Source organism: Pseudazoarcus sp. NS20, from assembly GCF_059703745.1.
Map to the genome: position 1 here is coordinate 495,028 of NZ_BAAKIY010000002.1, position 24,501 is coordinate 519,528.

General features: G+C 64.2%; 19 protein-coding genes. 15 read left to right on the plus strand and 4 right to left on the minus strand.

All coding sequences use genetic code 11. The features are described 5' to 3' along the window. Positions 1-67: 67 nt before the first annotated feature. The 12 genes from AC6H0W_RS08060 (at position 68) to AC6H0W_RS08115 (ending at position 16,357) form a co-directional block, all read left to right on the plus strand. Positions 68-2,896 (plus strand): 2-oxoglutarate dehydrogenase E1 component, encoded by a 2,829-nt coding sequence (locus tag AC6H0W_RS08060; RefSeq protein WP_497576639.1) that lies wholly within the window; start codon positions 68-70, stop codon positions 2,894-2,896. Between the two features lie 45 nt (positions 2,897-2,941). After that, positions 2,942-4,144 (plus strand): 2-oxoglutarate dehydrogenase complex dihydrolipoyllysine-residue succinyltransferase, encoded by a 1,203-nt coding sequence (odhB, locus tag AC6H0W_RS08065; RefSeq protein ID WP_497576640.1) that lies wholly within the window; start codon positions 2,942-2,944, stop codon positions 4,142-4,144. Between the two features lie 72 nt (positions 4,145-4,216). Further along, the gene (gene lpdA, locus AC6H0W_RS08070; protein ID WP_497576641.1) at positions 4,217-5,644 is read left to right on the plus strand and encodes a dihydrolipoyl dehydrogenase; all 1,428 of its coding nucleotides are present in this window, start codon (positions 4,217-4,219) and stop codon (positions 5,642-5,644) included. 267 nt (positions 5,645-5,911) lie between these two features. Beyond that, positions 5,912-7,000, plus strand: coding sequence for a cell division protein ZapE (zapE, locus tag AC6H0W_RS08075; RefSeq protein ID WP_497576642.1), 1,089 nt, complete (start codon positions 5,912-5,914; stop codon positions 6,998-7,000). A 603-nt stretch (positions 7,001-7,603) separates the two neighbouring features. Further along, a complete protein-coding gene (locus tag AC6H0W_RS08080) occupies positions 7,604-8,023 on the plus strand; it encodes a hypothetical protein (RefSeq protein WP_497576643.1) in 420 nt (139 codons plus the stop codon). Positions 8,024-8,140: 117 nt separating this feature from the next. After that, complete coding sequence (locus AC6H0W_RS08085; RefSeq protein WP_497576644.1) at positions 8,141-8,935, plus strand: AadA family aminoglycoside 3''-O-nucleotidyltransferase; 795 nt, start codon at positions 8,141-8,143, stop codon at positions 8,933-8,935. 105 nt (positions 8,936-9,040) lie between these two features. After that, the gene (locus AC6H0W_RS08090; protein ID WP_497576645.1) at positions 9,041-9,442 is read left to right on the plus strand and encodes a DUF6968 family protein; all 402 of its coding nucleotides are present in this window, start codon (positions 9,041-9,043) and stop codon (positions 9,440-9,442) included. 318 nt (positions 9,443-9,760) lie between these two features. Continuing rightward, positions 9,761-11,095 (plus strand): SUMF1/EgtB/PvdO family nonheme iron enzyme, encoded by a 1,335-nt coding sequence (locus AC6H0W_RS08095; protein ID WP_497576646.1) that lies wholly within the window; start codon positions 9,761-9,763, stop codon positions 11,093-11,095. Continuing rightward, positions 11,092-12,057, plus strand: coding sequence for an L-histidine N(alpha)-methyltransferase (locus AC6H0W_RS08100; RefSeq protein WP_497576647.1), 966 nt, complete (start codon positions 11,092-11,094; stop codon positions 12,055-12,057). Before AC6H0W_RS08095 ends, AC6H0W_RS08100 begins: the two co-directional genes overlap by 4 nt. Before the next feature lie 137 nt (positions 12,058-12,194). Next, a complete protein-coding gene (gene yoaA, locus AC6H0W_RS08105; RefSeq protein ID WP_497576648.1) occupies positions 12,195-14,174 on the plus strand; it encodes a DNA repair helicase YoaA in 1,980 nt (659 codons plus the stop codon). 103 nt (positions 14,175-14,277) lie between these two features. After that, positions 14,278-14,724 carry a hypothetical protein gene (locus AC6H0W_RS08110; RefSeq protein ID WP_497576649.1) on the plus strand — a complete coding sequence of 149 codons (447 nt, stop codon included), beginning with the start codon at positions 14,278-14,280 and terminating at the stop codon, positions 14,722-14,724. A 244-nt stretch (positions 14,725-14,968) separates the two neighbouring features. Beyond that, complete coding sequence (locus AC6H0W_RS08115) at positions 14,969-16,357, plus strand: DEAD/DEAH box helicase (RefSeq protein WP_497576650.1); 1,389 nt, start codon at positions 14,969-14,971, stop codon at positions 16,355-16,357. A gap of 93 nt (positions 16,358-16,450) precedes the next feature. Here the strand turns inward: AC6H0W_RS08115 and prfB are convergent. Next, positions 16,451-17,555 (minus strand): peptide chain release factor 2 gene (prfB, locus tag AC6H0W_RS08120; RefSeq protein ID WP_497576765.1). Its coding sequence is split into 2 segments (ribosomal slippage): positions 16,451-17,473 and positions 17,475-17,555, totalling 1,104 coding nucleotides; the frame shifts between segments, so codons are not numbered across the junction. Between the two features lie 163 nt (positions 17,556-17,718). Here prfB and AC6H0W_RS08125 point away from each other — a divergent pair. Then, on the plus strand, positions 17,719-19,350 hold the full coding sequence (locus tag AC6H0W_RS08125; RefSeq protein ID WP_497576651.1) for a methyl-accepting chemotaxis protein: 1,632 nt from the start codon (positions 17,719-17,721) through the stop codon (positions 19,348-19,350). A 68-nt stretch (positions 19,351-19,418) separates the two neighbouring features. Here AC6H0W_RS08125 and AC6H0W_RS08130 read toward each other — a convergent pair whose 3' ends face one another. Beyond that, the gene (locus AC6H0W_RS08130; protein ID WP_497576652.1) at positions 19,419-20,087 is read right to left on the minus strand and encodes an OmpW/AlkL family protein; all 669 of its coding nucleotides are present in this window, start codon (positions 20,085-20,087) and stop codon (positions 19,419-19,421) included. An 86-nt stretch (positions 20,088-20,173) separates the two neighbouring features. Continuing rightward, the gene (gene recJ / locus AC6H0W_RS08135) at positions 20,174-21,865 is read right to left on the minus strand and encodes a single-stranded-DNA-specific exonuclease RecJ (RefSeq protein ID WP_497576653.1); all 1,692 of its coding nucleotides are present in this window, start codon (positions 21,863-21,865) and stop codon (positions 20,174-20,176) included. Between the two features lie 152 nt (positions 21,866-22,017). Here recJ and AC6H0W_RS08140 point away from each other — a divergent pair, with 152 nt between their 5' ends. Beyond that, positions 22,018-23,271 carry a lipoprotein-releasing ABC transporter permease subunit gene (locus AC6H0W_RS08140; protein WP_497576654.1) on the plus strand — a complete coding sequence of 418 codons (1,254 nt, stop codon included), beginning with the start codon at positions 22,018-22,020 and terminating at the stop codon, positions 23,269-23,271. Further along, positions 23,264-23,953: a lipoprotein-releasing ABC transporter ATP-binding protein LolD gene (gene lolD / locus AC6H0W_RS08145; RefSeq protein ID WP_497576655.1), complete on the plus strand. Its 690-nt coding sequence runs from the start codon at positions 23,264-23,266 to the stop codon at positions 23,951-23,953. Before AC6H0W_RS08140 ends, lolD begins: the two co-directional genes overlap by 8 nt. Here the strand turns inward: lolD and AC6H0W_RS08150 are convergent. Next, positions 23,944-24,498: a DUF2062 domain-containing protein gene (locus AC6H0W_RS08150; protein ID WP_497576656.1), complete on the minus strand. Its 555-nt coding sequence runs from the start codon at positions 24,496-24,498 to the stop codon at positions 23,944-23,946. The genes lolD and AC6H0W_RS08150 overlap by 10 nt on opposite strands. Positions 24,499-24,501 lie beyond the last annotated feature (3 nt).

Here is a 24,501-nt window from a genome sequence, read left to right on the forward strand (position 1 = left end):
CGTTTTCACATCAGGAAGGCGTTGCAGCACTGCAAGTCGTGAAGTACCCAGCGAGCAGGTGATCAAAATGATGCAAGAGCGCAGATCGACGTCCTACCTATTCGGCAGCAACGCCCCGTTTGTCGAGGAGCTGTACGAATCCTACCTGGCCGACCCGGCCTCGGTAGAGGACAGTTGGCGCGAATACTTCGACAAGTTGCAGGCGCAGGCAGGTGCCGCGGTGCGCGATGTCGCCCACAGTCCGGTGGTCGAATCCTTCGCGCAACTGGCCAAGAAGCCACGCATGCGCACGGTGTCGGCCGGCGACGACGACAAGCTCCAGGTCAAGACGCTGCAACTCATCAATGCCTATCGCTTTCTGGGCAATCGCTGGGCCAATCTCGATCCGCTCAAGCGCAATGAGCGCCCCGATGTGGCCGAGCTGGAGCCCTCGCATTACGGCTTCACCGAAGCCGACCTCAACCGCAGCTTCAATGTAGGCTCGTTCCACGGTTTCAGTGGCGAGCACGCGACGCTGCGCGAAATTCTCGAAGCCATCCGCCAGACCTATTGCGGCTCGATCGGCAGCGAGTACATGTACATCTCCGAGATCCAGCAAAAGCGCTGGATCCAGAAGCGCCTCGAAAGCCTGCGCGGCACGCCGCGCTTCTCGGTCGAAGACAAGCGCCGCATCCTAGGCCGCGTCACCGCTGCCGAGACGCTTGAGCGCTACCTGCACACCAAGTACGTCGGCCAGAAGCGCTTCTCGCTCGAAGGCGGCGAATCCATGATCGTCGCCATGGACGAGATCGTGCGCGTGGCCGGCAGCAATGGCGCGCAGGAAATCGTCATCGGCATGGCCCACCGTGGCCGCCTGAACCTGTTGGTGAACGTGCTGGGCAAGTCGCCCTCGATGCTGTTCTCCGAGTTCGAGGGCAAAGCCGCGGCCGACCTCGCCTCGGGCGACGTGAAGTACCACATGGGGTTTTCCAGCGACGTGATGAGCCCCGGTGGCCCGGTGCACCTCACGCTGGCCTTCAACCCCTCGCACCTCGAGATCATCAACCCGGTGGTGGCCGGCTCGGTGTACGCACGCCAGCAACGCCGCGGCGACACCGAGAAGAAGCAGGTGGTGGGCGTGCTCATCCACGGCGATGCCGCCGTGGCAGGGCAGGGCGTCAACCAGGAGATGCTCAACTTCTCGCAGACGCGTGGCTACGGCACGGGCGGCACCATCCACATCGTGGTGAACAACCAGATCGGTTTCACCACCTCCGACCCGCGCGACATTCGTTCGTCGCTGTACTGCACCGACATCTTCAAGATGGTCGAGGCGCCGATCTTCCACGTGAACGGCGACGACCCCGAGGCAGTGGCCTTGGTGACGCAGATGGCGGTCGAATTCCGCAACGAGTTCAAGAAAGATGTCGTCATCGACATCATGTGCTTCCGCAAACTCGGCCACAACGAGCAGGACGAGCCGATGGTCACGCAGCCGTTGATGTACCGCAAGATTGCGGCGCACCCCGGCACGCGGCAGATCTACGCTGACCGTCTGGTGGCGGAAGGCTCCATCCCGCCGGAAGAGCCCGACAACGTCATCCGCGACTATCGCGAGCACCTCGACCGCGGCGAGTTGCTGTCCAACCCGGTGCTGTCGGGCCACAGCAGCAAGTACGCCGTTGATTGGACACCGTTCCTCGGTCAGCCCTACACCGACGAGGCCGACACCGCCATTCCGATGTCCGAAGCGCAGCGTCTGGCCGAGCGCCTGACGGCGGTGCCCGAAGGCTTCGCCCTGCATTCGCGCGTCGAGAAAATCGTCAACGACCGCGCAGCCATGGGCAAAGGCGAATTGCCGCTCGACTGGGGCATGGGCGAAAACCTCGCCTACGCCAGTCTGGTGGCGCAGGGTTACGGCATTCGCGTGTCGGGTGAAGACGTGGGCCGCGGCACCTTCTTCCACCGCCATGCGGTGTTCCACGACCAGAAGCGCGAACGCTGGAACGATGGCGCGTGGATTCCGCTGCAGGAAATTCGCGACGGCCAGGGCCCGTTCAACATCTTCGATTCCGTGCTGTCCGAAGAGGCCGTGCTGGCCTTCGACTATGGCTACGCCACCGCCGAGCCCAACCAGCTCGTGGTGTGGGAGGCGCAGTTCGGCGACTTCGTGAACGGTGCGCAGGTGGTGCTCGATCAGTTCATCAGCTCGGGCGAAGCCAAGTGGGGCCGTCTGTGCGGTCTCACGATGATGCTGCCGCACGGTTACGAAGGGCAGGGCCCGGAGCACTCGTCGGCGCGTATCGAGCGCTTCATGAACATGGCCGCGCAAACCAACTGGCAGGTGTGCGTACCCACCACGCCGGCTCAGATTTTCCACCTGCTGCGCCGCCAGATGCTGCGCAAGGTGCGCAAGCCGCTGGTCATCATCACGCCGAAATCGCTGCTGCGTCACAAAGAGGCCATTTCCACGCTCGACGAGCTGGCCACCGGGCGCTTCCAGACGGTCATCGGCGAGGTCGATGCGCTGGAAGCCAAGAAGGTCAAACGCGTCGTGCTGTGCCAAGGCAAGATCTACTACGAGCTGCTGGCCTACCGCCGTGAGCAGGGCATCACCGACACCGCGCTGGTGCGCATCGAGCAGTTGTACCCGTTCCCGGCCGAGGCGCTGGGCAAGGTGCTCGACGGCTTCCCCAACGCCAAGGAATACGTGTGGTGTCAGGAAGAGCCGCGTAACCAGGGTGCCTGGTACTGGCTTGCCTCTCGCCAGCATCTGGCCAACGTGCTGGGCGCCAAGCGCACGCTCAAGCTGGTCAGCCGCCCGGGCGCAGCGTCGCCGGCGGTGGGGTATTACGCAAAGCACAACCTGCAGCAGAAAACCATCATCGAAAACGCATTCAGTCCGCTCAAGGATTGATTCGTCCCCCTCGGCAAACAGAACAGGCAACAGGGAGAAAACTCCATGCTGATAGAAGTGAAGGTGCCCCAACTGTCGGAATCGGTGTCTGAAGCGACGCTGGTGAAGTGGCACAAGAAGGAAGGCGACGCGGTTTCGCGTGATGAGAACCTGATCGACATCGAAACCGACAAGGTCGTGCTCGAAACGCCGGCACCCGCCGACGGTGTGATCATCAAGATCGTCAAGGGCGATGGCGATACCGTCGCATCGGGCGAGCTGATCGCCCAGATCGACACCGAAGCCAAGGGCGCCGCCAAGGCCGAGAGCAAGTCCGCTGCTGCACCGGCTAAAGCCGAGAGCAAGCCGGCGGCCGCCTCGACATCGTCGTCTTCTTCGTCGTCCGCAGCCAGCCCGGCGGCACGCAAGATTCTCGAAGAGAAAGGCGTGTCGGCCGACAGCGTTTCCGGCACCGGCCGTGGTGGCCGTGTCACCAAGGAAGACGCCGTGGCAGCCGGCAGCAGCGCGCCTGCGCGCTCCGAGCGCACCATCGAGCGTGACGCTGCCGACCGCCCGGAAGAGCGCGTGCCGATGACGCGCCTGCGCGCCCGCATCGCCGAGCGCCTGCTGCAGTCGAAGAACGAAAACGCCATCCTCACGACCTTCAACGAAGTGAACATGGCGCCGGTGATGGAGCTGCGCAAGAAGTACGGCGAGCGCTTCGAGAAGACGCACGGCGTGCGCCTGGGCTTCATGGGCTTCTTCGTCAAGGCGGTGGTGGCCGCGCTGAAGAAATTCCCCATCATCAACGCCTCGGTGGACGGCAATGACATCATCTATCACGGCTACATCGACGTCGGCATCGCCGTCGGCAGCCCGCGTGGTCTGGTGGTGCCGATCATCCGTGACGCCGATCAGATGAGCATCGCCGACATCGAGAAGAAGATCGCCGAGTTCGGCAAGAAGGCGCAGGAAGGCAAGCTCAGCATGGAAGAGCTGACCGGTGGCACCTTCTCGATCTCCAACGGCGGCGTGTTCGGCTCGATGCTGTCGACCCCGATCATCAACCCGCCGCAGTCGGCAATCCTGGGCATCCACGCCACCAAGGATCGCCCGGTGGTGGAGAACGGTCAGGTCGTCATCCGCCCGATCAACTACCTCGCGCTGTCGTACGACCACCGCATCATCGACGGCCGTGAAGCCGTGCTGGGCCTGGTCACCATCAAGGAAGCGCTGGAAGACCCTGCGCGCCTGATCATCGACATCTGATTCACGCTCTCGCCGCACCGGCCGTCATCCGGCCGGTGCGCGTCTCGCACACCCCACAGGAGACACACACCCATGTCCACCCGGGAATTTGACGTACTCGTGATCGGCGGTGGCCCCGGCGGTTACGTGGCGGCCATCCGCGCTGCCCAACTCGGCCTCAAGACGGCCTGCTGCGAATCCAACCCCTATGCCGACCCCAAAGGCGAACCGCGTCTGGGCGGTACCTGCCTGAACGTCGGCTGCATTCCGTCCAAGGCACTGCTGCACACCTCGCATTTGTTCGAGGAAGCCGGCCACACTTTTGCCGACCAGGGCATCGTTGTCGGCAAGCCCAAGATTGACGTGGCGCAGATGCTCAAGCGCAAGAACGGCATCGTTGATCAGCTCACCGGCGGCATCAAGGGCCTGTTCAAGAAGAACAAGGTCACCTTTGTCGCCGGGCACGGTCGCTTCATCGCGCGCGAGGGTGATCGCTGGCGCATCGCCGTGGGTGACGAAGAGGTGCTCGCCACGAATGTCATCGTGGCCACCGGCTCGCGCCCGCGTCACCTGAAAGACATCGAAGTCGACAACAAGGTGGTCTGCGACAACGTCGGCGCGCTCGATCTCGAAACCGTGCCCAAGAAGCTCGCCGTCATCGGCGCCGGTGTCATCGGTCTGGAAATGGGCTCGGTGTGGCGCCGCCTGGGTGCCGAAGTCACCGTGCTCGAAGCCCTGCCGGATTTCCTCGGCGCGGCTGACGTGGATGTGGGCAAGGAAGCGCTCAAGATCTTCACCAAGCAGGGTCTCGACATCCAGCTCGGCTGCAAGATCGGCGAGGTCAAGAAAACCCGCAGCGGCGTGTCCATCGACTACACCGACAAAGACGGCAAAGAGCACAAGCTCGCCGCAGACCGCCTCATCGTGTCGGTGGGCCGTGTGCCCAACACCGACGGGCTGGATGCCGACCGCGTCGGTCTCGAGCTGGATGATCGCGGCTTCATCAAGGTCGATGATCACTGCGCCACCGGCCTGCCCGGAGTGTGGGCCGTGGGCGACGTGGTGCGCGGCCCCATGCTCGCGCACAAGGCCATGGAAGAGGGCGTGATGGTGGCCGAGGTCATCAACGGCCAGGCTGGCCACTGCGACTTCAACACCGTGCCGTGGGTCATCTACACCGCCCCCGAAATCGCCTGGGTCGGCAAGACCGAGCAGCAGCTCAAGGCTGACGGCGTGAAGTACCGCGCCGGCAAGATCCCGTTTGCCTTCAACGGCCGTGCCATGGGCATGGCCGCCCCCGAGGGATTCGCCAAGATCCTCGCCGACGCCGAAACGGATTGCATCCTCGGCGTGCACATCATCGGTGCCGGTGCCTCGGAGCTCATCGCCGAAGCCGTCGTGGCCATGGAGTTCGCCGGTGCAGCCGAAGACCTCGCCCGCATCTGCCACGCTCACCCGACCATGTCGGAAGTGGTGCACGAGGCCGCCCTGGCCGTCGACAAGCGCCCGCTGCACTTCTGAGCGGCGTCCCGCCATTGCCATCGTGTGAGCCTGCCGCAAGAGGCTCACACGATGGCAGGGCGCTCAAGAATCTGTCATTGCGAGAAGCGCAGCGCCGAAGCAATCCAGTGACCGCGTCGCAGCACTCGGGCCCATGTCGTGCGAGTCACCCGCGCCGTAGCAATCCCGTGCGCTACCATCCCCACCTGCAGCCTCGCTTGCAGTCGCGCCATTCCCGCATGGCCCAACGCCCCTGAACCCGCCTCGGCGCTTATCCAGCCTGCCCACATGACTGAACCCGCATCCGGCGTCATCGTCTCCGCCTACCACACAGCCCTCGCCGAGCGCGGCTTCACTGCCGACGCCTCGCAGCAAACCGCCATCACCCGGTTGCAACGCCTGGCAGACGAGCTTGCCTCACCCGCAGCCGGCTTCCTCAGCCGCTTGTTCAGCAAGCCTGCTCCACCGCGCAGCGTCTATCTGTGGGGCGGAGTAGGGCGCGGCAAAAGCTTCGTCATGGACCGCTTTCACGAGGCCGTGCCGGAGCCCAAAAAGCGCCGCGTGCACTTCCACGCCTTCATGCAAGAGGTGCAGAACGACCTGCGCCGCCTCAACCACGCAGCCGACCCGCTCGCCAAAGTGGTCGAGCGCATCGCGGCAGAAACACGCCTGTTCTGCTTCGACGAATTCCACGTCTCCGACATCGCCGACGCCATGATCCTCGGCCGCCTGCTCGAATCGCTGCTGGCCGCCGGTGTGGTCTTCGTCATGACCTCCAACTACCCGCCCGACGGCCTGTACCCCCACGGCCTGCAGCGCCAGCGTTTCATCCCCACCATCGAGCTGATGAACCAGCGCTTCGACGTTCTCGAAGTGGACGCCGGCAACGACTACCGCCTGCGCGCGCTGGTCGACATGCAGACCTGGGTCGTCCCCGCCGACGCAGTGGCCGAAGCCCGCCTCGCCGCCGACTTCGAGCGCCTCACCCAGACCCTGCCGGAGCCCGGTCACGTCGAAGTGCAAGAGCGCACGCTGCCTGTGCTCGGCCGCGCCGCCGGCGTCATCTGGTTCGATTTCGCCACCCTGTGCGACGGCCCGCGCTCGCAGAACGACTACCTCGACATCGCCCGCCAGCACCACACCCTGTTGTTATCTGCCGTGCCGCGCATGACGCCGGCCGAAGCCTCTGCCGCGCGCCGCTTCACTTGGCTCATCGACGTGCTTTACGACCAGCGGGTGAACCTTGTAGTCAGCGCCGAGGTGGAGGCGCATGAGGTGTATGTGGAGGGGCAGAACGCGCACGAGTTTGTGCGTACGGTGAGTCGCTTGGTCGAAATGAGGGGCAGGGAGTATCTGGCCGAGGCACATCGGGCGTAGCCCTTTGGGGCCGCTTGGAGGCGCTCTCGCTTTATGCCGTCTGGCATTCAAGCCGCCGCTATCGCGGCCACTTAACTCAGTCGTGAGGTCGTTTGTGAGAGTTCATGCGTTGGTCTTTGTCCTTCTTCTCGCGGGGCAAGCTAAGGCTGAGGGTCTCCATGGTCCGGTCGTTACCTTCGACATGCCCCATGGCGGCTGCCGCCTTATCGTCAATAGCGATGGTTCTGGATTGTTAACCTATGGCGCGCTGCCTGCTTGGATCAGCGTAAAGCCAGGCACTTTTCAAGCCTCTGCTCTCGCTGACGAACTCCGAAGAGCTGCCATTCCGCAATCTGACGGCGCGCACCCACGGCCGCCGGGCTCTGTAAGCTTTGGCACGTCGGAGGAGTTGTTCCTTTTTGGTGACAGGGAGTTGGCGCGCGCAAACTTCCTCAAGGCCTTGTCCAACGCGGAAGTGCCAGGGCAGATGGAGGCGGCGAGAACCCCCGTCATAGAGCAGGCCTGTCGCGACGTATGATGCGGCCTGACTGCTCGGGCAGGCTGGAGTGAGCGCAGGACATTGCGCCGAGTTTTGCATGAAGTCCGAATGGGGGAATCAGTCACATGCTTTCATCGCGCAAGACCTTCCTGAGTGCGGCTTTCGTTCTATCGCTGCTCGGCGCGTCCCAAAGTGGTTTTGCCTCGCGGGAAGCGATCTTGCTTTTCGATGCTTTCAGTGTTGAGTCGAAGGGCGTCGCGGGTTCGGGTTCTGTAAACATCTCCGGTACTCAGTCGGAAACGGGCATCGCATCGCTAGAGGTGGAAGCTTTCGGGCAGCATTTCTCGTTGGCGGCGGAGCACTTGAAGGCGCTCGAAGGTTTCACCGCCAATGGAGTGCAGATTGCCTATGAGTTGGGCCATGAGCGAGTCGGTAGCCGCAGCGTCCATGTCATTTTTTCTCGAGGATTCACTTCGGGGCAGGTGGCTCAGCGGTACGTGACGGTGACTGAGAGCGGCAGCGTTGCGGTGAGCCAGCAGAAGTGAGCTTGCGGGGCAAAGCCGGGGCGGCCGTCTGCTCGGGGAACAACCGTGGTTATCGCAGTGAGCTACCTCGGTTAGGCGCTTCTTTCCGGTGCGCAGGAATACAGAACATTACTCCCAATGACTGAAGGCATTCCCATCGAGATTACCGCTCAAGTAAAGCAAGCCGTCTCCGTGATCGAGCGACACCTTGAGTCGGCTTTGGTAGCCGTGCATTTGTATGGTTCGGCGCTGGATGGCGGGCTCAAGCCGTTAAGCGATGTGGATTTTTTGGTCACGGTGGCTGCGCCGCTTGATGCGAAAGTGCGGTTGAAGTTGGTGAGCGACTTGTTGAAGGTGTCCTCTTTCCCCGGTGAGAGTGAAGCGCTGCGCGCGCTGGAGGTGACGGTCGTCGTGCGCGACGAGGTTGTGCCGTGGCGGTATCCGGCCAAGCGGGAATTGCAGTTTGGTGAGTGGCAGCGAGAGGACATTCTTTGCGGAGTGGTCGAGCCGGCTCAGGTGGATGCGGATTTGGCGGTTTTGCTGGCTCAGGTTAGGCAGCACGGCATCGCGTTGCGGGGGGCGAGCGCGAAAGACCTCTTCGAGCCGGTGCCGCACAGCGACTTGTTCGAAGCCTTGGCTGCTGCGCTGACGGTCTGGAGCTCGCCCCCCGACTGGGAAGGCGATGAGCGCAATGTTGTGCTGACCCTGTGCCGCATCTGGTACAGCGCGGAAACGGGCGAGATTGCGCCGAAGGATGTTGCGGCCGATTGGGCGCTGGCGCGCTTGCCGGCCGAGCATCAGCCACTGATGCGTGCAGCACGCGATGCGTATCTCGGGCGGGCGGAAGACCGCTTGGCATCGCGGTCAGGCGAAGTGGCGGCGTTCATTCAGTTTGTGAAACATCAAACTGCAGGCTTGCTCGGCGCCCGCTGATATCTCGGGGCCCAAGCCCAGGGGGCTGTGGGCGGGCCATTCGACCGTCGCCGGGCTTGAGTTTTGCTGCGTTCTGGCGGTTCGATGCATTGCCTGGGAGTACCCATGAAAGAACTTCCGCCGATTCCGACGAGCTTCAGCCATGTCGTGGCTGAACGCACATTCGAACTGATCAGCGCGTCGGGCGCGGTGAGCCTCACCGTTGAGATCGGGGCGCCTGTTCAAGCTGTGACTACCGTGACGGGCATGGACTGGCGCTGCCCGGTTCGGATCGCGCGCGGTGCCGAGGTGGAAGCGCTTTTCGCCTGTGGCGTGGATTCGCTGCAGGCGCTGTGTCTGGCTTTCAACATGGTGCGGCAAAAGTTAGAGGCGCTATCGGCCGAGCCGGGCGTCAGCCTTTATTTGGGGATGCGCCGTATGACGCGGCCGTCGATTGGCCATGGCGCGAGGGTGGGCCCTGAGTGTTGTATCGAGTGTAGGGAGCGTGCGTTTTGCAGCCGAGGCTAGGAACCCGGTAGCCCCGCGTAACCCACCCTATGCTCGGGCGGGCCTGCGCTTTGCTTACTGTCACTTCATTGATATTGCGATGGGGACCAGCATGAGCCCGCTTAGGGCGCAACAACCGCAGGGCATTGCGCCGCATGTTTTTACCCTTCCGATCTTTGTTCGTGACCCACGCTTCATAAGTTGCGAGCTTTAGTCATTTTTCGCTACTTCTTGGAGTTGGCACCCGCCCGCCACAAGAGGCAACATTGAGCGGGTAGCGTTGCAGCCATCGCAACCCGCCTGCCGAATCCGGTGGGCACGGCCAGGAGGTTCTGCCGCATGAATGCGCCCACCACGTTTCAAGTCGGGCAGGAGTTGTTCGAGCAGTTCGACCGCAATCGTCGTCGCATGCATTCGCTGTACGCGATGCTGTCGGACGATGCCTATTTCCGTCGCCCGATTCCCTTACGCAACCCCCTCGTGTTCTACGAAGGCCATGTGCCGGCGTTCAGCCACGCGCATCTGGTGCGCAAGGCGCTGGGCGGGCCAGCGATTGATGAAGAGCTGGAGCGGTTGTTCGAGCGCGGCATTGATCCGCATGAGGACACCAGTGATGTGAAGGCGCGGGGCAACGAGGCGGATGAGTGGCCGGATCGAGCCACCGTCATCGCCTTTCGCGACGAGGCGGACCGCCGCGTGCGGGCGGCGATTGAGATCGTAATGCGCGACCCGGCGGGGCCGGTGGATGTGGTGCACCGCGTGCTTGAGCACGAGACCATGCACCACGAGACGTTGATGTACCTGTGGCATGCGCTGCCGCACGAGCACAAGCGTGCGCCGGCAGGTTACGCGGCGAAGGTGGGCGGGGCGCCGCCGGTGCAGCAAATGGTCGAGGTGCCTGCCGGGCGTGCGGTGTTGGGCGTTGCGCCCGGTGATCTGCCGTTTGCGTGGGACAACGAGTTGCCGGCGCACGGTGCGGATGTGCCGGCGTTTCGCATTCAGCGCCACAACGTCACTAATGCCGAGTACCTCACCTTTGTCGAGGCCGGCGGCTATGAGGACGAGCGTTGGTGGCAGGCCGGAGATTGGGTGTGGCTGCGCGAGAAGGGCATTACGCACCCGCATTTCTGGCAGCGCGAAGGGCAGTCGTGGCAGTGGCGCGGCATGTTTGAGACCTTGCCTTTGCCCTTGGCGTGGCCGGTGTGGGTGACGCGTGCGGAGGCCAGCGCCTATGCGCGATGGCGTGGCATGGCCTTGCCGACCGAGGCGCAGTACCAACGCGCGGCGCTTGGTCAGCCGGGCGGCCCGCAGCGGCGCTACCCGTGGGGCGATGAAGCGCCGCAGGCTCGTCACGGCGCGTTTGGCTTCGACGGTTACGACCCCGAGCCCGCCGGCAGCCACCCGGACGGCGCGAGCGCCTGGGGCGTGGAGGATCTGGTGGGCAACGGCTGGGAATGGACCTGCACGCGGTTTGCGCCGTTTGCCGGCTTTACGCCGATGGCCGAGTACCCGGAGTATTCGGCCGATTTCTTCGATGGGCAGCATTACGTGATGAAGGGCGCGTCACCGGCGACGGTGGTGGAACTGATCCGCCCGTCGTTCCGTAACTGGTTTCGCCCGCGCTATCCCTATGTGTTCGCGAGTTTCCGTTGTGTCGAGGAGTGTGGCCGATGAATGCACGCATGCCGCTGGATGCTGAAGTCGCTGCCTTTGCACGCGACATCCGCGCAAGCCTTACCGCGTCGCCACGGCATCTGCCGTCGCGTTACCTGTACGACACCCTCGGCTCGGCGCTTTTCGAAGCCATCTGCGCTTTGCCGTGGTACCGCCTGACGCGCGCCGAAACGGCGGTGCTGGAGCGGCACGGCGCGGATATTCTGGCGGCGTGCCCGCACGTGCGCTCGGTGGTGGAGCTAGGCCCCGGTAACGGCGCCAAGCTCGCCTGTCTGTTGGGCGCGCGAGATGCGCAGGCGATGCCGCTGGATGTGCATCTGATCGACGTATCGGCTTCTGCACTGGAGGCGGCGGATGCGCGGCTGAGTGCCATGCCCGGCCTGCACGTCTTCCGCCATGAAGCCAGCTACGAGGCCGGCCTGACTGAAATGAAAGCCGCCCTCGGCCCAAAGCTGGTGCTGATGCTGGGCTCCAACATCGGCAACTTCGACCGCCCCGGCGCGCTGGCCATGCTGCGCAAAGTGCGTGCCGCCATGAGCCCAGGCGACCGCGTGCTGCTCGGTGCCGATCTGGTGAAGAGCGAGCGCGACATGCTGCTCGCCTACGACGACCCGCTTGGCGTCACGGCCGCCTTCGACCGCAACCTGCTGCTGCGCATCAACCGCGAACTCGGCGGCGATTTCGAGCTGTCGGCCTTCGATTACCGCGTGCACTGGAATGCCGAAGCCTCGCGCATCGAAGCTTGGCTGGTGAGCCGCAAGGCGCAGACGGTGCGCATCCCGGCGGCAGAATTGGAATTGACGTTGGCCGAGGGCGAGCCGATCTGGATCGAGAGCGCTCACAAGTACACCCGGGAGGGAATCTTCGCGCTGCTCGGCGAGGCGGGCTTTGTCGAGCAGGATTGCTGGGAGAACTTGGACGACGGCTTTGCGTTGGCTCTGGCCGGGTGCGGGGCGGATTAAGGTGGCTGCCGTAGGGCGGATTAGCGCGGCGTAGTCCGCCGAATGTTCGACACATCCGGCGCAATGCCCTGCGGTTATTGCGCCCTACGATACTGTCGCTTGCTACCATTACGCCTTTCCCGCGACACATCTTCTCCATGACCGATCTTGCCCACGCTTTTTCGCCCGACGGGCCTCTCGCCCGCGCGATTCCGGGGTTTCGGGCACGGCCGCAGCAGATCGAGATGGCGGGGCGCATTGAAGAGGCGCTGAAGAACTACGGCGTGCTGGTGGCCGAAGCCGGCACCGGCACCGGCAAGACCTTTGCTTACCTTGTGCCGGCGCTGCTGGCGGGCGGTAAGGTGATTGTCTCCACCGGCACCAAGACCCTGCAGGATCAGCTCTTCAAGCGTGATTTGCCGACCGTGCGCGATGCGCTGAAGGTGCCGGTGCGCATGGCGCTGCTCAAAGGTCGGGCCAACTACGTGTGCCCGTATCACTTGGAGCGCAACGCCAGGGAAGGGCGGTTTCAAAGCCCGCAGGACGCGGCCGACCTGCGCAAGATCGTGCGCTTTGCGCAGATCACCACTACCGGCGACAAGGCCGAGTGCACCGACGTGCGCGAGGATTCGCTGGCCTGGATCGCCGCCACCTCCACGCGAGACAACTGCCTGGGGCAGGAATGCCCGAACGTGAAGGATTGCTTCGTGATGGCGGCGCGGCGCGAGGCCATGGACGCCGATGTGGTAGTGGTGAACCACCACCTGTTCTTCGCCGACGTGATGCTGCGCGACGTGGGCATGGGCGAGTTGCTGCCGGCCTGCAATGCGGTGATCTTCGATGAGGCGCATCAGTTGCCGGAGACGGCCAGCCTGTTTTTCGGCGAAAGCGTTTCCACGGCGCAACTCCTGGAGCTGGCTCGAGATACGCGCTCCGAAACCATCGCATCCGCCCCCGATTGCCGTGACTTGATCGACGCCACGCGTGCGCTGGAGAAAGGTGCGCGTGATTTGCGGCTGGCCTTCGGCCCCGAATCGGCGCGCATGGCTTACAGCGTGGCGGCCGAGCGCGAAGGCTTCGACGAGGCGGTGGATGAAGCCGAGAATGCGCTGATCGCCTTCGAGACGGTGCTGGAGACCCAGGCCGAGCGCTCGGAAGGACTGGGCAACTGTTTGCGCCGCACGCAAGAGATGCGCGAGCGGCTGGCGCGCTGGCGCGGCCCCGAAGACACCGAGATGGTGCGCTGGGTGGAGGTGTTCAGCCAGTCGGTGGCGCTCAACGCCACGCCGCTGCATGTGGCGAGCGTGTTCAAACGCCAGCTCGAAGGCCAGTTGCGCGCGTGGGTGTTCACCTCGGCCACGCTGGCGGTGGGCAACGACTTCACCCACTACTGCAACGAGATGGGCTTGTCGTGGCTCGAGAAGCCGCCGGTAACAGCGGTGTGGGGCAGCCCCTTCGAATACGCCGAGCAGGCCGTGCTGTACGCCCCCAGCAACATGCCCGACCCCAATCACCCCGACTACGCCGATGCTGTGGCGCGCACCGCACTGCCGCTGATCCGCGCCTCGCGCGGCCGCGCCTTCGTGTTGTGCACCTCGCTGCGTGCCATGCGCCGCGTGCATGCGCAGATTGCCGATGGGCTGGCGGCTTCCGGTGACGACTTGCCGATGCTGCTGCAGGGCGAGGGCTCGCGCACCGAACTGCTGGCGCGCTTTCGTAGCCTCGGCAACGCCGTGCTGGTGGCCAGCCAGAGCTTCTGGGAGGGCGTGGACGTGCCGGGTGATGCACTGAGCCTGGTGATCATCGACCGTCTGCCGTTCGCACCGCCCGACGACCCGGTGCTGGCGGCGCGCATCGAGCACATGCAGAAAGCCGGTTACAACCCCTTCATGAGCTACCAACTGCCGCGTGCGGTGATCAGCATGAAGCAGGGCGCCGGGCGCCTGATCCGCAGCGAGAACGACCGCGGCCTGCTGTGCGTTTGCGACCCGCGCATGATCAACAAACCCTACGGCAAGATGGTGTGGCGCAGCCTGCCACCGATGCGCCGCACGCGCGTCGAAGCCGAAGCGGTGGAGTGGCTCGAAGCGCTGCCGCCACCGTTGTCACAAACACCCGAAAAAGCACCTGCCGAGTAAGGGTTTTTACGCTATGCGCATGGCCCACGACTGATCCATTCTTTTCTCAGGCTGAAGACGTTCGCCCCAGAAGCGACGCCGGCCGTTCGAGGAGGAGGGTGCCATGATCAAAGTACGCAACTCGCAGCACTGGCGCGTGTGGCTTTGCAGCGCGCTGTTGGCCGTCAGTCTGCCGGCCGCGGCCGGCATGTACGGAGCGCAGCCGCCTGCGTCCCTGCCGATGCTGTCCGAGCGCATCGAGCATGACGTGCGCGAAATCATGATGCGCCACGGCATGCCGATCAGCCAGGAAGGCGAAGACCCGTGGTTCAGCTTGCGCACCGTGCTCAATCTGGTCGGCGTCGGCGAAGTGTCGTACCTGCTGTATCTCGACCGCATGAACGAGGTGCCACTGGCCGCGCGTATCGAGATCATCGAATACTGCATGCGCCTGCACGAAGCACGCGGGCGCAACGAATACATGCGCCTGCAGATGCGCACCACTCCACGGCAGCAGACCTTGATGCGCCCCAAGCCGGAGTTCGAACTGGTGCTGGGGGATTCGCGTTAGCGCGCAGCGGGCGCGCTGCACGTCGAGCTTGCGGCGAGATGCGGCCCCGTCGGCACAGGCGTAACGGCGAAGATAGTCCGGGGGAGGGGACGGAAGTGCGGTATCATCCGCCCCGTTCGTGTCTCCAATCGGCACGGGCGCAACTTTCCTATCCGGTGGGTCCGCAACGGGCTCCCGACTTCCCGCCAGCCTGAGATTGGTGTCTCGCAGACGCGCGACAGGCCCGGCACGAGTAGCTCAATAGATGACGATTCAAACCGATTTCACCGGTCTCGGACTGGCCGCTCCCCTTTTGCGTGCGATTTCCGAAGCTGGTTACACCACGCCTACGCCGGTGCAGGCGCAGGCCATCCCGCTGGTCATTGCGGGCGGCGATCTGCTGGCCGCCGCGCAGACCGGCACGGGCAAGACCGCCGGCTTCACGCTGCCGGTGCTGCACCGCCTGCTTGAGAAGCCGGCCGCCAACGGCAAACCGGGCCGCCCGCGCTGCCTGATCCTGACCCCGACGCGTGAGCTGGCCGCGCAGGTCGAAGAATCCGTGCAGACCTACAGCAAGCACGTTGATCTGACGTCGATGGTGATGTTCGGCGGTGTTGGTATCAACCCGCAGATCGCTGCGCTGCGCAAGCGCGTGGACATTCTGGTTGCCACGCCGGGCCGTCTGCTCGACCACGTTGGTCAGCAGACGCTGGACCTTTCGGGCGTCGAGATTTTCGTGCTCGACGAAGCCGACCGCATGCTCGACATGGGCTTCATTCGCGACATCCGCAAGGTGCTGGCCCTGCTGCCCAAGCAGCGTCAGAACCTGCTGTTCTCGGCGACCTTTTCGGATGAAATCCGTCAGCTTGCCAACGGCCTGCTGAACAACCCGGGTTGCGTCGAAGTGGCGCGCCGCAATACGGCCAACGAGCTGGTGGACCAAGCGGTGTACATGGTCGGTCAGAAGCAGAAGCGCGAATTGCTGGCGTGGCTGATCCGTCAGAACAGTTGGGAGCAGGTGCTGGTGTTCACGCGCACCAAGCACGGCGCCAACAAGCTCTCCGAATATCTCGAGAAGAACGGCATTCCGTCCGCCGCCATTCACGGCAACAAGAGCCAGTCGGCGCGCACGCGTGCGCTGGGTGACTTCAAGGACGGCAAGCTGCCGGTGCTGGTCGCGACCGACATCGCCGCGCGTGGTCTGGACATCGATCAACTGCCCCAAGTGGTTAACTTCGAACTGCCGAACGTGCCGGAAGACTACGTGCACCGCATCGGCCGTACCGGCCGTGCCGGCGCTTCGGGCGCCGCCATCTCGCTGGTGGATGTTGAAGAAAACAAGCTGCTGGCAGCCATCGAGCGCCTCATCAAGCGTCGTATCCAGCGCGCCGAGGCAACCGGCTTCGTGCCGGCCGCGCCGGGTACGCACGTGGAAGTGTCGGATGCACGTCCGCCGCGCCCCGGCCCGCGCAGCCATGGTCGTCCGGGTCAGGGCGGCGGTGCGCGTGGTCAGCAGCCGGGCGGCGGCCGTCGTGCCGGCAATGGCTCCGGTGGCGGTCAGGCGCGTGGCAACGGCGGTGGCCGTGGCGATGGCCCGCGTGGTGACGGTGCCGGTGCGCGTCGTCCGCGCAATCCGGGTGGTCCGCGCGGCTGATGTGTGGCCGCCCGCCGTGAGGTGAGGCGGCCGGCAGATCACAAAAAAGGGGTGCCCGAGGGCACCCCTTTTCAATGTGCGCGTGGGGCGGCCTCAGACGCCTTGCTTGAGGCTGGCTGCGATAAAGTCGTCCAGATCGCCGTCGAGCACGGCCTGGGTATTGCCGACTTCATGGTTGGTACGCAGGTCCTTGATGCGCGACTGGTCGAGCACGTATGAGCGGATCTGGTGGCCCCAGCCGATGTCGCTCTTGCTGTCTTCCAGCACCTGCTGCTCGCTCTGCCGCTTGCGCAGCTCTTGCTCGTACAGGCGCGCCTTCAGCATGGACATGGCTTCTGCACGGTTCTTGTGCTGCGAGCGGTCATTCTGGCACTGCACCACGATGCCGCTGGGCTCGTGCGTGATGCGCACGGCGGAGTCGGTCTTGTTGATGTGCTGGCCACCGGCACCGGATGCGCGGTAGGTGTCTACGCGCAGGTCGGCCGGATTGATCTCGATCTCGATGGAGTCATCGACTTCCGGGTACACGAACACCGAGGTGAAGCTGGTGTGGCGGCGCGCGTTGGAGTCGAACGGGCTCTTGCGCACGAGGCGGTGAATGCCGGTCTCGGTGCGCAGGAAGCCGTAGGCGTATTCGCCATTGACCTTGATGGTGCAGCCTTTGATACCGGCGACTTCGCCTTCAGACTCTTCCATGATCTCGACGTCGAAACCCTTGCGCTCGCTGTAGCGCAGGTACATGCGTTCGAGCATGCCCGCCCAGTCTTGCGCCTCGGTGCCGCCGGCACCGGCCTGGATTTCGATGAAGCACGAGCTCGGGTCCATGGGGTTCGAGAACATGCGGCGGAACTCCAGCGCATGCACCTTGGCTTCGAGCTCGGCGAGGTCGGTCTCGACCGCGACCATGGTTTCCTCGTCGTCCTCGGCTTCGGCGAGTTCGAAGAGGTCTTTCAGATCGGTGGACATCTGCTCGATTTCATCGAGCGTGACAACGATGTTCTCCAGCGCGCGTTTTTCCTTGCCCAGCTCTTGCGCCCGTTCGGCGTTGTTCCACACCGCCGGGTCTTCCAGAGCGAGGTTCAGTTCGCGCAGCTTGGTAGCGTTTTCATCGTAGTCAAAGATACCTCCGGAGTTCGCGACCGCGTGCGGCGAGGTCGGCGAGTTTTTCGGAGAGGGCGTTGATGCGTTCGGCTTCCATGATCTGCTCGGTATCCGGATTCATTTCGAAGCGCAACAGTATACCGGCCGAGGCGGGGCATCGCACTGGCGTGTTTTTTTTAAGGGGGCGCCCTTCAGAATCGCGGAGGGCCGCCGATAGGAGGGGTAAGTAGTAAAACTCGCATCTGCCTCGGAGTCTGAAAGTGAACAATCTATCGGTACGTCACAAGCTCATGCTGGCCTTCGGCATCATTCTGGCGGTGATTGCGACCGTCATAGCGATTGCGTTGTTCAGCTTTGATCGTGCTAAGGCGGCGGGTGAGCGCACGGAAATAACCTACAAGATCATCGTCCAGGTGGAGCAGATCCGCATTGCGCTGGCCAATATGCAGGCCGGTGTTCGGGGGTATGCGCTCTCGGGGGACGATGTTTTTCTCGGGCCTTACCAAGATGGGCAGAGGGAGTTTGCCGAGCTCGTTGCCGACCTCAAGAGCCTGCTTGCCGACACCCCCGAGCAGCTTGATCGTTTGCGCTTGCTCGAGGAGCAGCTGGCCGAATGGCAGAACAACACTGTCGTGCCGATGATGACCATCCGTGAGCAGATCAACTCTGGGCTCGACATCATGCAGAGCATGGAAGGCTTCGTGCGCCGAGGTACGGGGCGCGTAGGGATGGCCCGGATGCGTGATCTGGCGAAAGAGCTGGTCGATCACGAGCGCGTGCTGCTCGCGGAGCGTATGGCCGCGCAGGATCGGCAGCAGAACCAGGCCGTGACGGCCATCATCGTCAGCGGCGTTCTGGCGGCCCTGCTGGCCATCGGGCTGGCCCTGGTGATTTCCGGCAATCTGTCTCGTCGGTTGGCCAATGCCGTGGATATCGCGCGTCGCACCGCAGCGGGTGATCTCACCGTGCAGGTGGCGGCCGATGGTCGCGACGAGGTCTCGCAGTTGCTTGCTGCCAACGCCGAAATGCAGCAAAGCCTGCGCGGCATCCTCAGTCAGATCGCGTCCGGCTCCGAGCGTCTGGCTGCCGCCGCCACCGAGCTGTCTGCCACCACCGAGTCGCTTGAAGAGTCGTCCGAGCAGCAGAGTGAGGCTTCGTCGAGCATGGCTGCCGCGGTGGAGGAGCTCACCGTCAGCATCAACCATGTGGCCGACGGTGCCAACGAAACCGCTCGCATCGCACGCGAATCGGACAGCATCGCGGGTGAAGGGAGTGCCGTGCTGACGCGCACAGTGACCAGCATCCAGCAAATTTCCGAGCGCGTGTCCGTGACGGCGCAGGACATCGAAGCGCTGGTCGAACAATCCGACCGCATCTCCTCCATCGTCAATGTCATCAAGGAGATCGCCGAGCAGACCAACCTGCTGGCGCTCAACGCCGCCATCGAGGCTGCGCGGGCGGGTGAGCAGGGCCGTGGCTTCGCCGTTGTGGCGGACGAGGTGCGCAAGCTGGCCGAGCGCACCGCGGTGTCCACGCACGAAATCGGCGGCATGATCGGCTCGATGCAGGCTGGCACCAACCGTGCGGTGGAGGCCATGCGTTCGAGCATCACGCAGGTGAATGAAGGCGTGTCGCTGGCCAACGAGGCGGGCGAGGTCATCCAGCGTATCGCTGGCGGTGCGCGTGATGTGGTGGAGCACGCTGCGGGCATCTCGGACGCGCTGAAGGAGCAGACCGTGGCCAGCAACGACGTGGCCGGCAACGTCGAACGCATCGCCCAGATGGCGGAAGAGAACAACCGCTCGGTGCGTGAAACCGCCGACACGGTGCGCGAGCTGGAGCGCCTCGGCACGATGCTGACGGAAACCGTCGGGCGCTTCCGCCTGAGCTGATCTTCACTGCATGGATGCAAACAAGAATGGCCGGGCATTGCCCGGCCATTTGCTTTTGGGTGTGTGGTTCAGAAGCGGTAGCCCAGACCCACCATGAACACCCACGGGTCGATATCCACATTGACCTTGGTCTTGCCGAGTGTGGCGTGGCGCAGTGTGGCCTGGGTGTCGATGTCGATGTGCCATACCGCTGCGTTGAACATCAGCTTGTCGGTGATCATGTAGTCCATGCCGGCTTGCAGTGCGAGTCCCCATGAATCGCTCAGGCTCAGGCTGGAGAAGCCGTTGGCCTTCTGCGTGCTGGTGAGCTTTTCACCGAAGAAGGTGGTGTAGTTCAGACCGGCGCCCACGTACGGCTGCCAGCGCGATTCCTTGGCCAGCGGGTAGTACTGCAGGCTGAGGGTGGGTGGCAGGTGTTTGACGTCGCCCAGCTTGCCGTCGATCGGGGCGCCCAAGCCACCGACGCTGACGCGATGGCTGAACGGCGTCGCGGCCACCAGTTCCACGCCGAGGTGGTCGGTGAGCTTGTAGACGAAGGTCAGACCCAGCTGCGTGTCGCTGTTGACGCTGGCCTTGGTGCCGGCAATCGGGCCGGTGGCGGCGGTGGCGATGCGCGAGCTGCTGTCATTCGGCGCAACGTGCGCAGCGCCTGCGCGAATGATGAAACTGCCTGCCTCGTGGGCCAGAGCGGGGGTGGCTGCAGCGAGTGCCGCAGCGATGACCAGAGCCTTCTTCATGGTGCCTTTCCAGTGGTTTGATTGGAAAGGCCATGGTAGTGGTATGGCTTTTTGACGCTCTGATCCAGATCAAACGCAGGGGCGAATCACGCCGGCTCGAAGTGCTCGAGCATCAGTTGCAGGCTGGTGACGCCGTTGTACTCGTTGCTTGCCAGCCGATACGCGGCGTGGATTTCGCCCGGCGCGGCCTCGGCAAAATTGAACTGGATGGCATCGAAGCGCTGACCGTTCTTCGAGACTTGCAGTTTCAGGTGCTTCTCTTTGAGCAGGCGCTGGTTGTCGACGCGAAACACGTCACTGAACACCGGCGCCGGGAAGCCGTGGCCCCATACGTCCTGCTCGAGCATGCGCGCAGCGTCGAGGCTCATCCAGGCCGATTCGAGACCGCCATCGGTGTCGATGCGGCGGGTGATGTCGGTGTCGCCGAGCAGTTCCTGCACCACGTCTTCGAATACCGAGGTGAATTCGGCGTGGTCGGTTTCGCGAATGGTCACGCCGGCCGCCGCCGCGTGGCCGCCGAAGCGCAGCAGCAGCTCGGGACGGCGTTTGCTGACGAGATCGAGCGCATCGCGCAGGTGCAGATCGGGGATGGAGCGGCCCGAGCCTTTGAGCTCGCCGTCGTTACCGCGTGCAAAGGCGAAGGTGGGGCGGTTGAGGCGCTCCTTGATGCGGCCGGCGACGATGCCGATCACACCCTGATGCCAATCCGCTTCGAACAGGCTGACCGACAGCGTATTGCCGGGGTCGAAATCCATCAGCCGCAGCAGCGCGTCTTCCTGCATGCCTTGTTCGATGCTGCGGCGCTCGCGGTTCAAGCGGTCAAGCTCCTGCGCGATGTTGAGCGCGCGGGCCGGGTCGTCGGTGATCAGGCATTCGATGCCCAGGCTCATGTCCGACAGGCGGCCGGCGGCGTTCAGGCGCGGGCCCAGGCCGAAGCCCATGTCGAAGCTCGAAGCCTTGGCCGGGTCACGCGAGGCTGCGGCGAAGAGTGCCCGCACCCCCGGTTGCATGCGCCCCGCACGCATGCGCGCAAGGCCCTGCGACACCAGAATGCGGTTGTTGCGATCGAGCTTGACGACGTCGGCGACGGTGCCCAGCGCAACGAGGTCGAGCAGGTCGCCCAGATTCGGCTCGGGCCGTTCGCCAAACGCGCCGCGCTCGCGCATCTCGGCGCGCAGCGCGAGCAGCACATAGAACATCACGCCCACACCGGCCAGTGACTTGCTGGGGAAGTCACAGCCCGGCTGGTTGGGGTTCACGATCACGTCCGCCTCGGGCAGCGTGTCGCCCGGCAGGTGGTGGTCGGTGATCAGCGTGGCGATGCCGAGCGAACGCGCGGCGGCTACGCCGTCGACGCTGGCGATGCCGTTGTCGACGGTGATCAGCAGTTCCGGCTCCATGCGCGCAGCTAGCTCGACGATGGCCGGCGTGAGGCCGTAGCCATACTCGAAACGGTTGGGCACCAGGTAATGCACGTCGGCCCCCATGGCGCGCAGCCCGCGTACGGCCACGGCACATGCAGTGGCGCCGTCGCAGTCGTAGTCGGCAACGATGACCATGCGTGCGCCGGCTTCGATGGCGTCGGCCAGCAACTGCGCCGCTTCGTACGTGCCGGTGAGGGCGCCGGGCGGCAGCAGATCCGAGAGCTTGTAGTCCAGCTCGTCACGCCGCTTCACGCCGCGCGCCGCGTAAATGCGCGCGAGCAGCGGGTGCACGCCGGCATCGACAAGGGCCTGCACAATAGGGAAATGGGCCTGACGCGGCTGGATGACGGGCATGGAATTCTTCTGGAGTGGGGGGGTGCGGGAGACCGCCGGAGTCTAGCACGCAGCCCCGCGCCCGCTGCGCCGTGACGGCCGTTGCAACTCGTAGCCACACGCCCGCCACGGGCTTGCGGCACAATGGCATCTTTGTCTGAACGCGAGCACGGATGCGCTACGAAGTCCTCGTCGGTTTGCGATACACGCGCTCACGCAAGCGCGCCCAAGGCCGCAACCGCTTCATCTCCTTCATTTCATTGGTGTCGATGCTATGCACCGGCTTGGGTGTCATGGCGCTTATTGTCGTTCTGTCGGTGATGAACGGCTTTCAGGAAGAGTTGCGCACGCGCATCCTCGGCGTGGCCTCGCACATCCAGATCACCAGCCATGGCGAAGGCATGGATGCCTGGCAGCAGGTGTCGGACGAATCCATGCGCCATCCCTCGGTGCTGGCCAGTGCGCCCTATGTGCAGGAGCAGGCCATGCTGTCGTACAACCAGACGGTGCGTGGCACGCTGGTGCGCGGCATCCTGCCGGCGGACGAAGAGCGTGTCGCGGACTTTTCGGAGTACATGCAGGAAGGGAGTCTGGATGGACTGGTACCGGGCCGCTTCGGCGTGGTGCTGGGGCGCGACATGGCCTTTGCGCTGGGTGTGCGCATGGGCGACAAGGTGACGCTGATCGCGCCGCAAGGCATCGTCACGCCGGCGGCAGTGATGCCGCGCGTGCGTCAGTTCGAGGTGGTCGGCATCTTCGAGGCCGGCATGTACGAGTACGACTCCGGCCTTGCGCTGATTCACATGCGCGACGCGCAGGTGTTGTACCGCCTGGGTGAGTCGGTGACGGGCGTGCGCCTGAAGCTCGATGACCTGTTTTCTGCGCCGCGCGTGGTGCGTGAGCTGGCGGCGGCCATCACCGTGCCGGCGATGGTCACCGACTGGACGCGCAGCCATGCCAACTTCTTCCGTGCCGTGCAGCTCGAAAAAACGATGATGACCATCATCCTGTTCCTCATCGTGGCGGTGGCGGCGTTCAACATCGTGTCGATGCTGGTGATGGCGGTGCAGGAGAAGAACGCCGACATTGCCATTCTGCGCACGCTCGGCGCCAGCCCCGGTTCGATCATGAAGATCTTCGTGTTGCAGGGGGCGGTGATCGGTTTCGTCGGTCTGATCGGCGGCGTCATCGGTGGCCTGCTGCTGGCGAGCAACCTGGACGTGGTGATCCCGTGGCTTGAAGCCATCACTGGCGCCACGCTGTGGAACAAAGAAATCTACTACATCCAGGATCTCCCCTCGAAGGTGCTGGCGAGCGATGTGATTTCCATCGTGTCGGTGTCCTTCGTGCTGATTCTGGTCGCCACGCTGTACCCGAGCTGGCGCGCCTCGCGCGTCAATCCGGCGGAGGCGCTGCGTTATGAGTGAAGCAATGAAAGACACCGTGCTGGCCTGCGAAGGGCTGAACAAGGTTTTCCGCGAGGGGCCGGGCGCGCTGGCGGTGCTGCGCGACGTGAGCTTGTCGATCGCGCGCGGCGAGCGGTTGGCCATTGTCGGCTCGTCGGGCTCCGGGAAGAGCACCTTGCTGCATCTGCTGGGCGGGCTGGATGTGCCGAGCTCCGGTCGGGTGCTGATCAACGGCCGTGATTTCTCCAGCATGAGCGACGCGGAACGCGGCCATCAACGCAATCAGGTGCTGGGCTTCGTGTATCAGTTCCACCATTTGCTGCCGGAATTTTCGGCGCTCGAAAACGTCGCGATGCCGCTGTACATCCGCCGCATGCCGCGCGCCGAGGCCGATGAGCGGGCGGCGGCAATGCTCAAGGAAGTCGGGCTGGCCGCGCGGCTGGATCACGCGCCGGGCGAGTTGTCGGGCGGCGAGCGTCAGCGCGCGGCGATTGCGCGCGCGCTGGTGACTTCACCGGCCTGCGTGCTGGCCGACGAACCCACCGGCAATCTGGATCGGCGCACCGCTGAGTCGGTGTTCGACCTGATGCTGGGGCTCAACGAGCGCCTCGGCACCAGCTTCGTGATCGTCACCCACGACGACACTCTGGCACGCCGCGCCGAGCGCACCGTGCGTCTGGTGGACGGCCAGCTTCAGGCCTGACGCTGGCGCTGGCGGCGTTCGCGCCGCTTGTTCCAGGCACGCACCAGTTTCCAGCGATAGATGCCGCGGGTGGCGAAATAGCCGCCCACGGCAAGCACGCTTGCCAACACCACCAGCCCGATGGCCAGCGGCTTGCCCAGCCCGATGGTCCATATCAGGAATTCGCTCGCCCAATCCTGAAGGCTCATGTCGCCCAGCGCGGGTGGCTCGACGAAGTCGTCCATGTGTCCGCCGGTGACGAAAATGCCCATGAAATAGGCGATGAAATACAGCGGCACGATGGTCAGCGGGTTGGTGTAAAGCGTGGTGACCATCGCCAATGGCAGGTTCGCACGCAGCACCATGCAGGCCACCGCTGCGGAGATCATTTGCAGCGGCCCTGGAATCAAACCGCAGAACAGGCCGATGCCAATGGCCCCCGCAACCGAGTGACGGTTGAGGTGCCACAGGCTGGGGTGCAGCAGTGAGCTGGCAAACGGCCTGAGCCAGCGGTTGCCGTTGATCGTCTCCTGGCTGGGGAGAATACGGCGGAAGAGTTTGCGCATGTG

Excerpts from the sequence above, each read along its gene's own strand:
- AC6H0W_RS08090 (WP_497576645.1), top strand. The coding sequence starts at position 9,041 with ATGAAAGAACTTCCGCCGATTCCGACGAGCTTCAGCCATGTCGTGGCT.
- lolD (WP_497576655.1), top strand. The coding sequence starts at position 23,264 with ATGAGTGAAGCAATGAAAGACACCGTGCTGGCCTGCGAAGGGCTGAAC.
- AC6H0W_RS08110 (WP_497576649.1), top strand. The coding sequence starts at position 14,278 with ATGATCAAAGTACGCAACTCGCAGCACTGGCGCGTGTGGCTTTGCAGC.
- recJ (WP_497576653.1), bottom strand. The coding sequence starts at position 21,865 with ATGCCCGTCATCCAGCCGCGTCAGGCCCATTTCCCTATTGTGCAGGCC.
- lpdA (WP_497576641.1), top strand. The coding sequence starts at position 4,217 with ATGTCCACCCGGGAATTTGACGTACTCGTGATCGGCGGTGGCCCCGGC.
- AC6H0W_RS08150 (WP_497576656.1), bottom strand. The coding sequence starts at position 24,498 with ATGCGCAAACTCTTCCGCCGTATTCTCCCCAGCCAGGAGACGATCAAC.
- yoaA (WP_497576648.1), top strand. The coding sequence starts at position 12,195 with ATGACCGATCTTGCCCACGCTTTTTCGCCCGACGGGCCTCTCGCCCGC.
- AC6H0W_RS08100 (WP_497576647.1), top strand. The coding sequence starts at position 11,092 with ATGAATGCACGCATGCCGCTGGATGCTGAAGTCGCTGCCTTTGCACGC.
- AC6H0W_RS08085 (WP_497576644.1), top strand. The coding sequence starts at position 8,141 with ATGACTGAAGGCATTCCCATCGAGATTACCGCTCAAGTAAAGCAAGCC.
- AC6H0W_RS08080 (WP_497576643.1), top strand. The coding sequence starts at position 7,604 with ATGCTTTCATCGCGCAAGACCTTCCTGAGTGCGGCTTTCGTTCTATCG.
- odhB (WP_497576640.1), top strand. The coding sequence starts at position 2,942 with ATGCTGATAGAAGTGAAGGTGCCCCAACTGTCGGAATCGGTGTCTGAA.
- AC6H0W_RS08095 (WP_497576646.1), top strand. The coding sequence starts at position 9,761 with ATGAATGCGCCCACCACGTTTCAAGTCGGGCAGGAGTTGTTCGAGCAG.
- AC6H0W_RS08115 (WP_497576650.1), top strand. The coding sequence starts at position 14,969 with ATGACGATTCAAACCGATTTCACCGGTCTCGGACTGGCCGCTCCCCTT.
- zapE (WP_497576642.1), top strand. The coding sequence starts at position 5,912 with ATGACTGAACCCGCATCCGGCGTCATCGTCTCCGCCTACCACACAGCC.
- AC6H0W_RS08140 (WP_497576654.1), top strand. The coding sequence starts at position 22,018 with ATGCGCTACGAAGTCCTCGTCGGTTTGCGATACACGCGCTCACGCAAG.
- AC6H0W_RS08060 (WP_497576639.1), top strand. The coding sequence starts at position 68 with ATGATGCAAGAGCGCAGATCGACGTCCTACCTATTCGGCAGCAACGCC.
- AC6H0W_RS08130 (WP_497576652.1), bottom strand. The coding sequence starts at position 20,087 with ATGAAGAAGGCTCTGGTCATCGCTGCGGCACTCGCTGCAGCCACCCCC.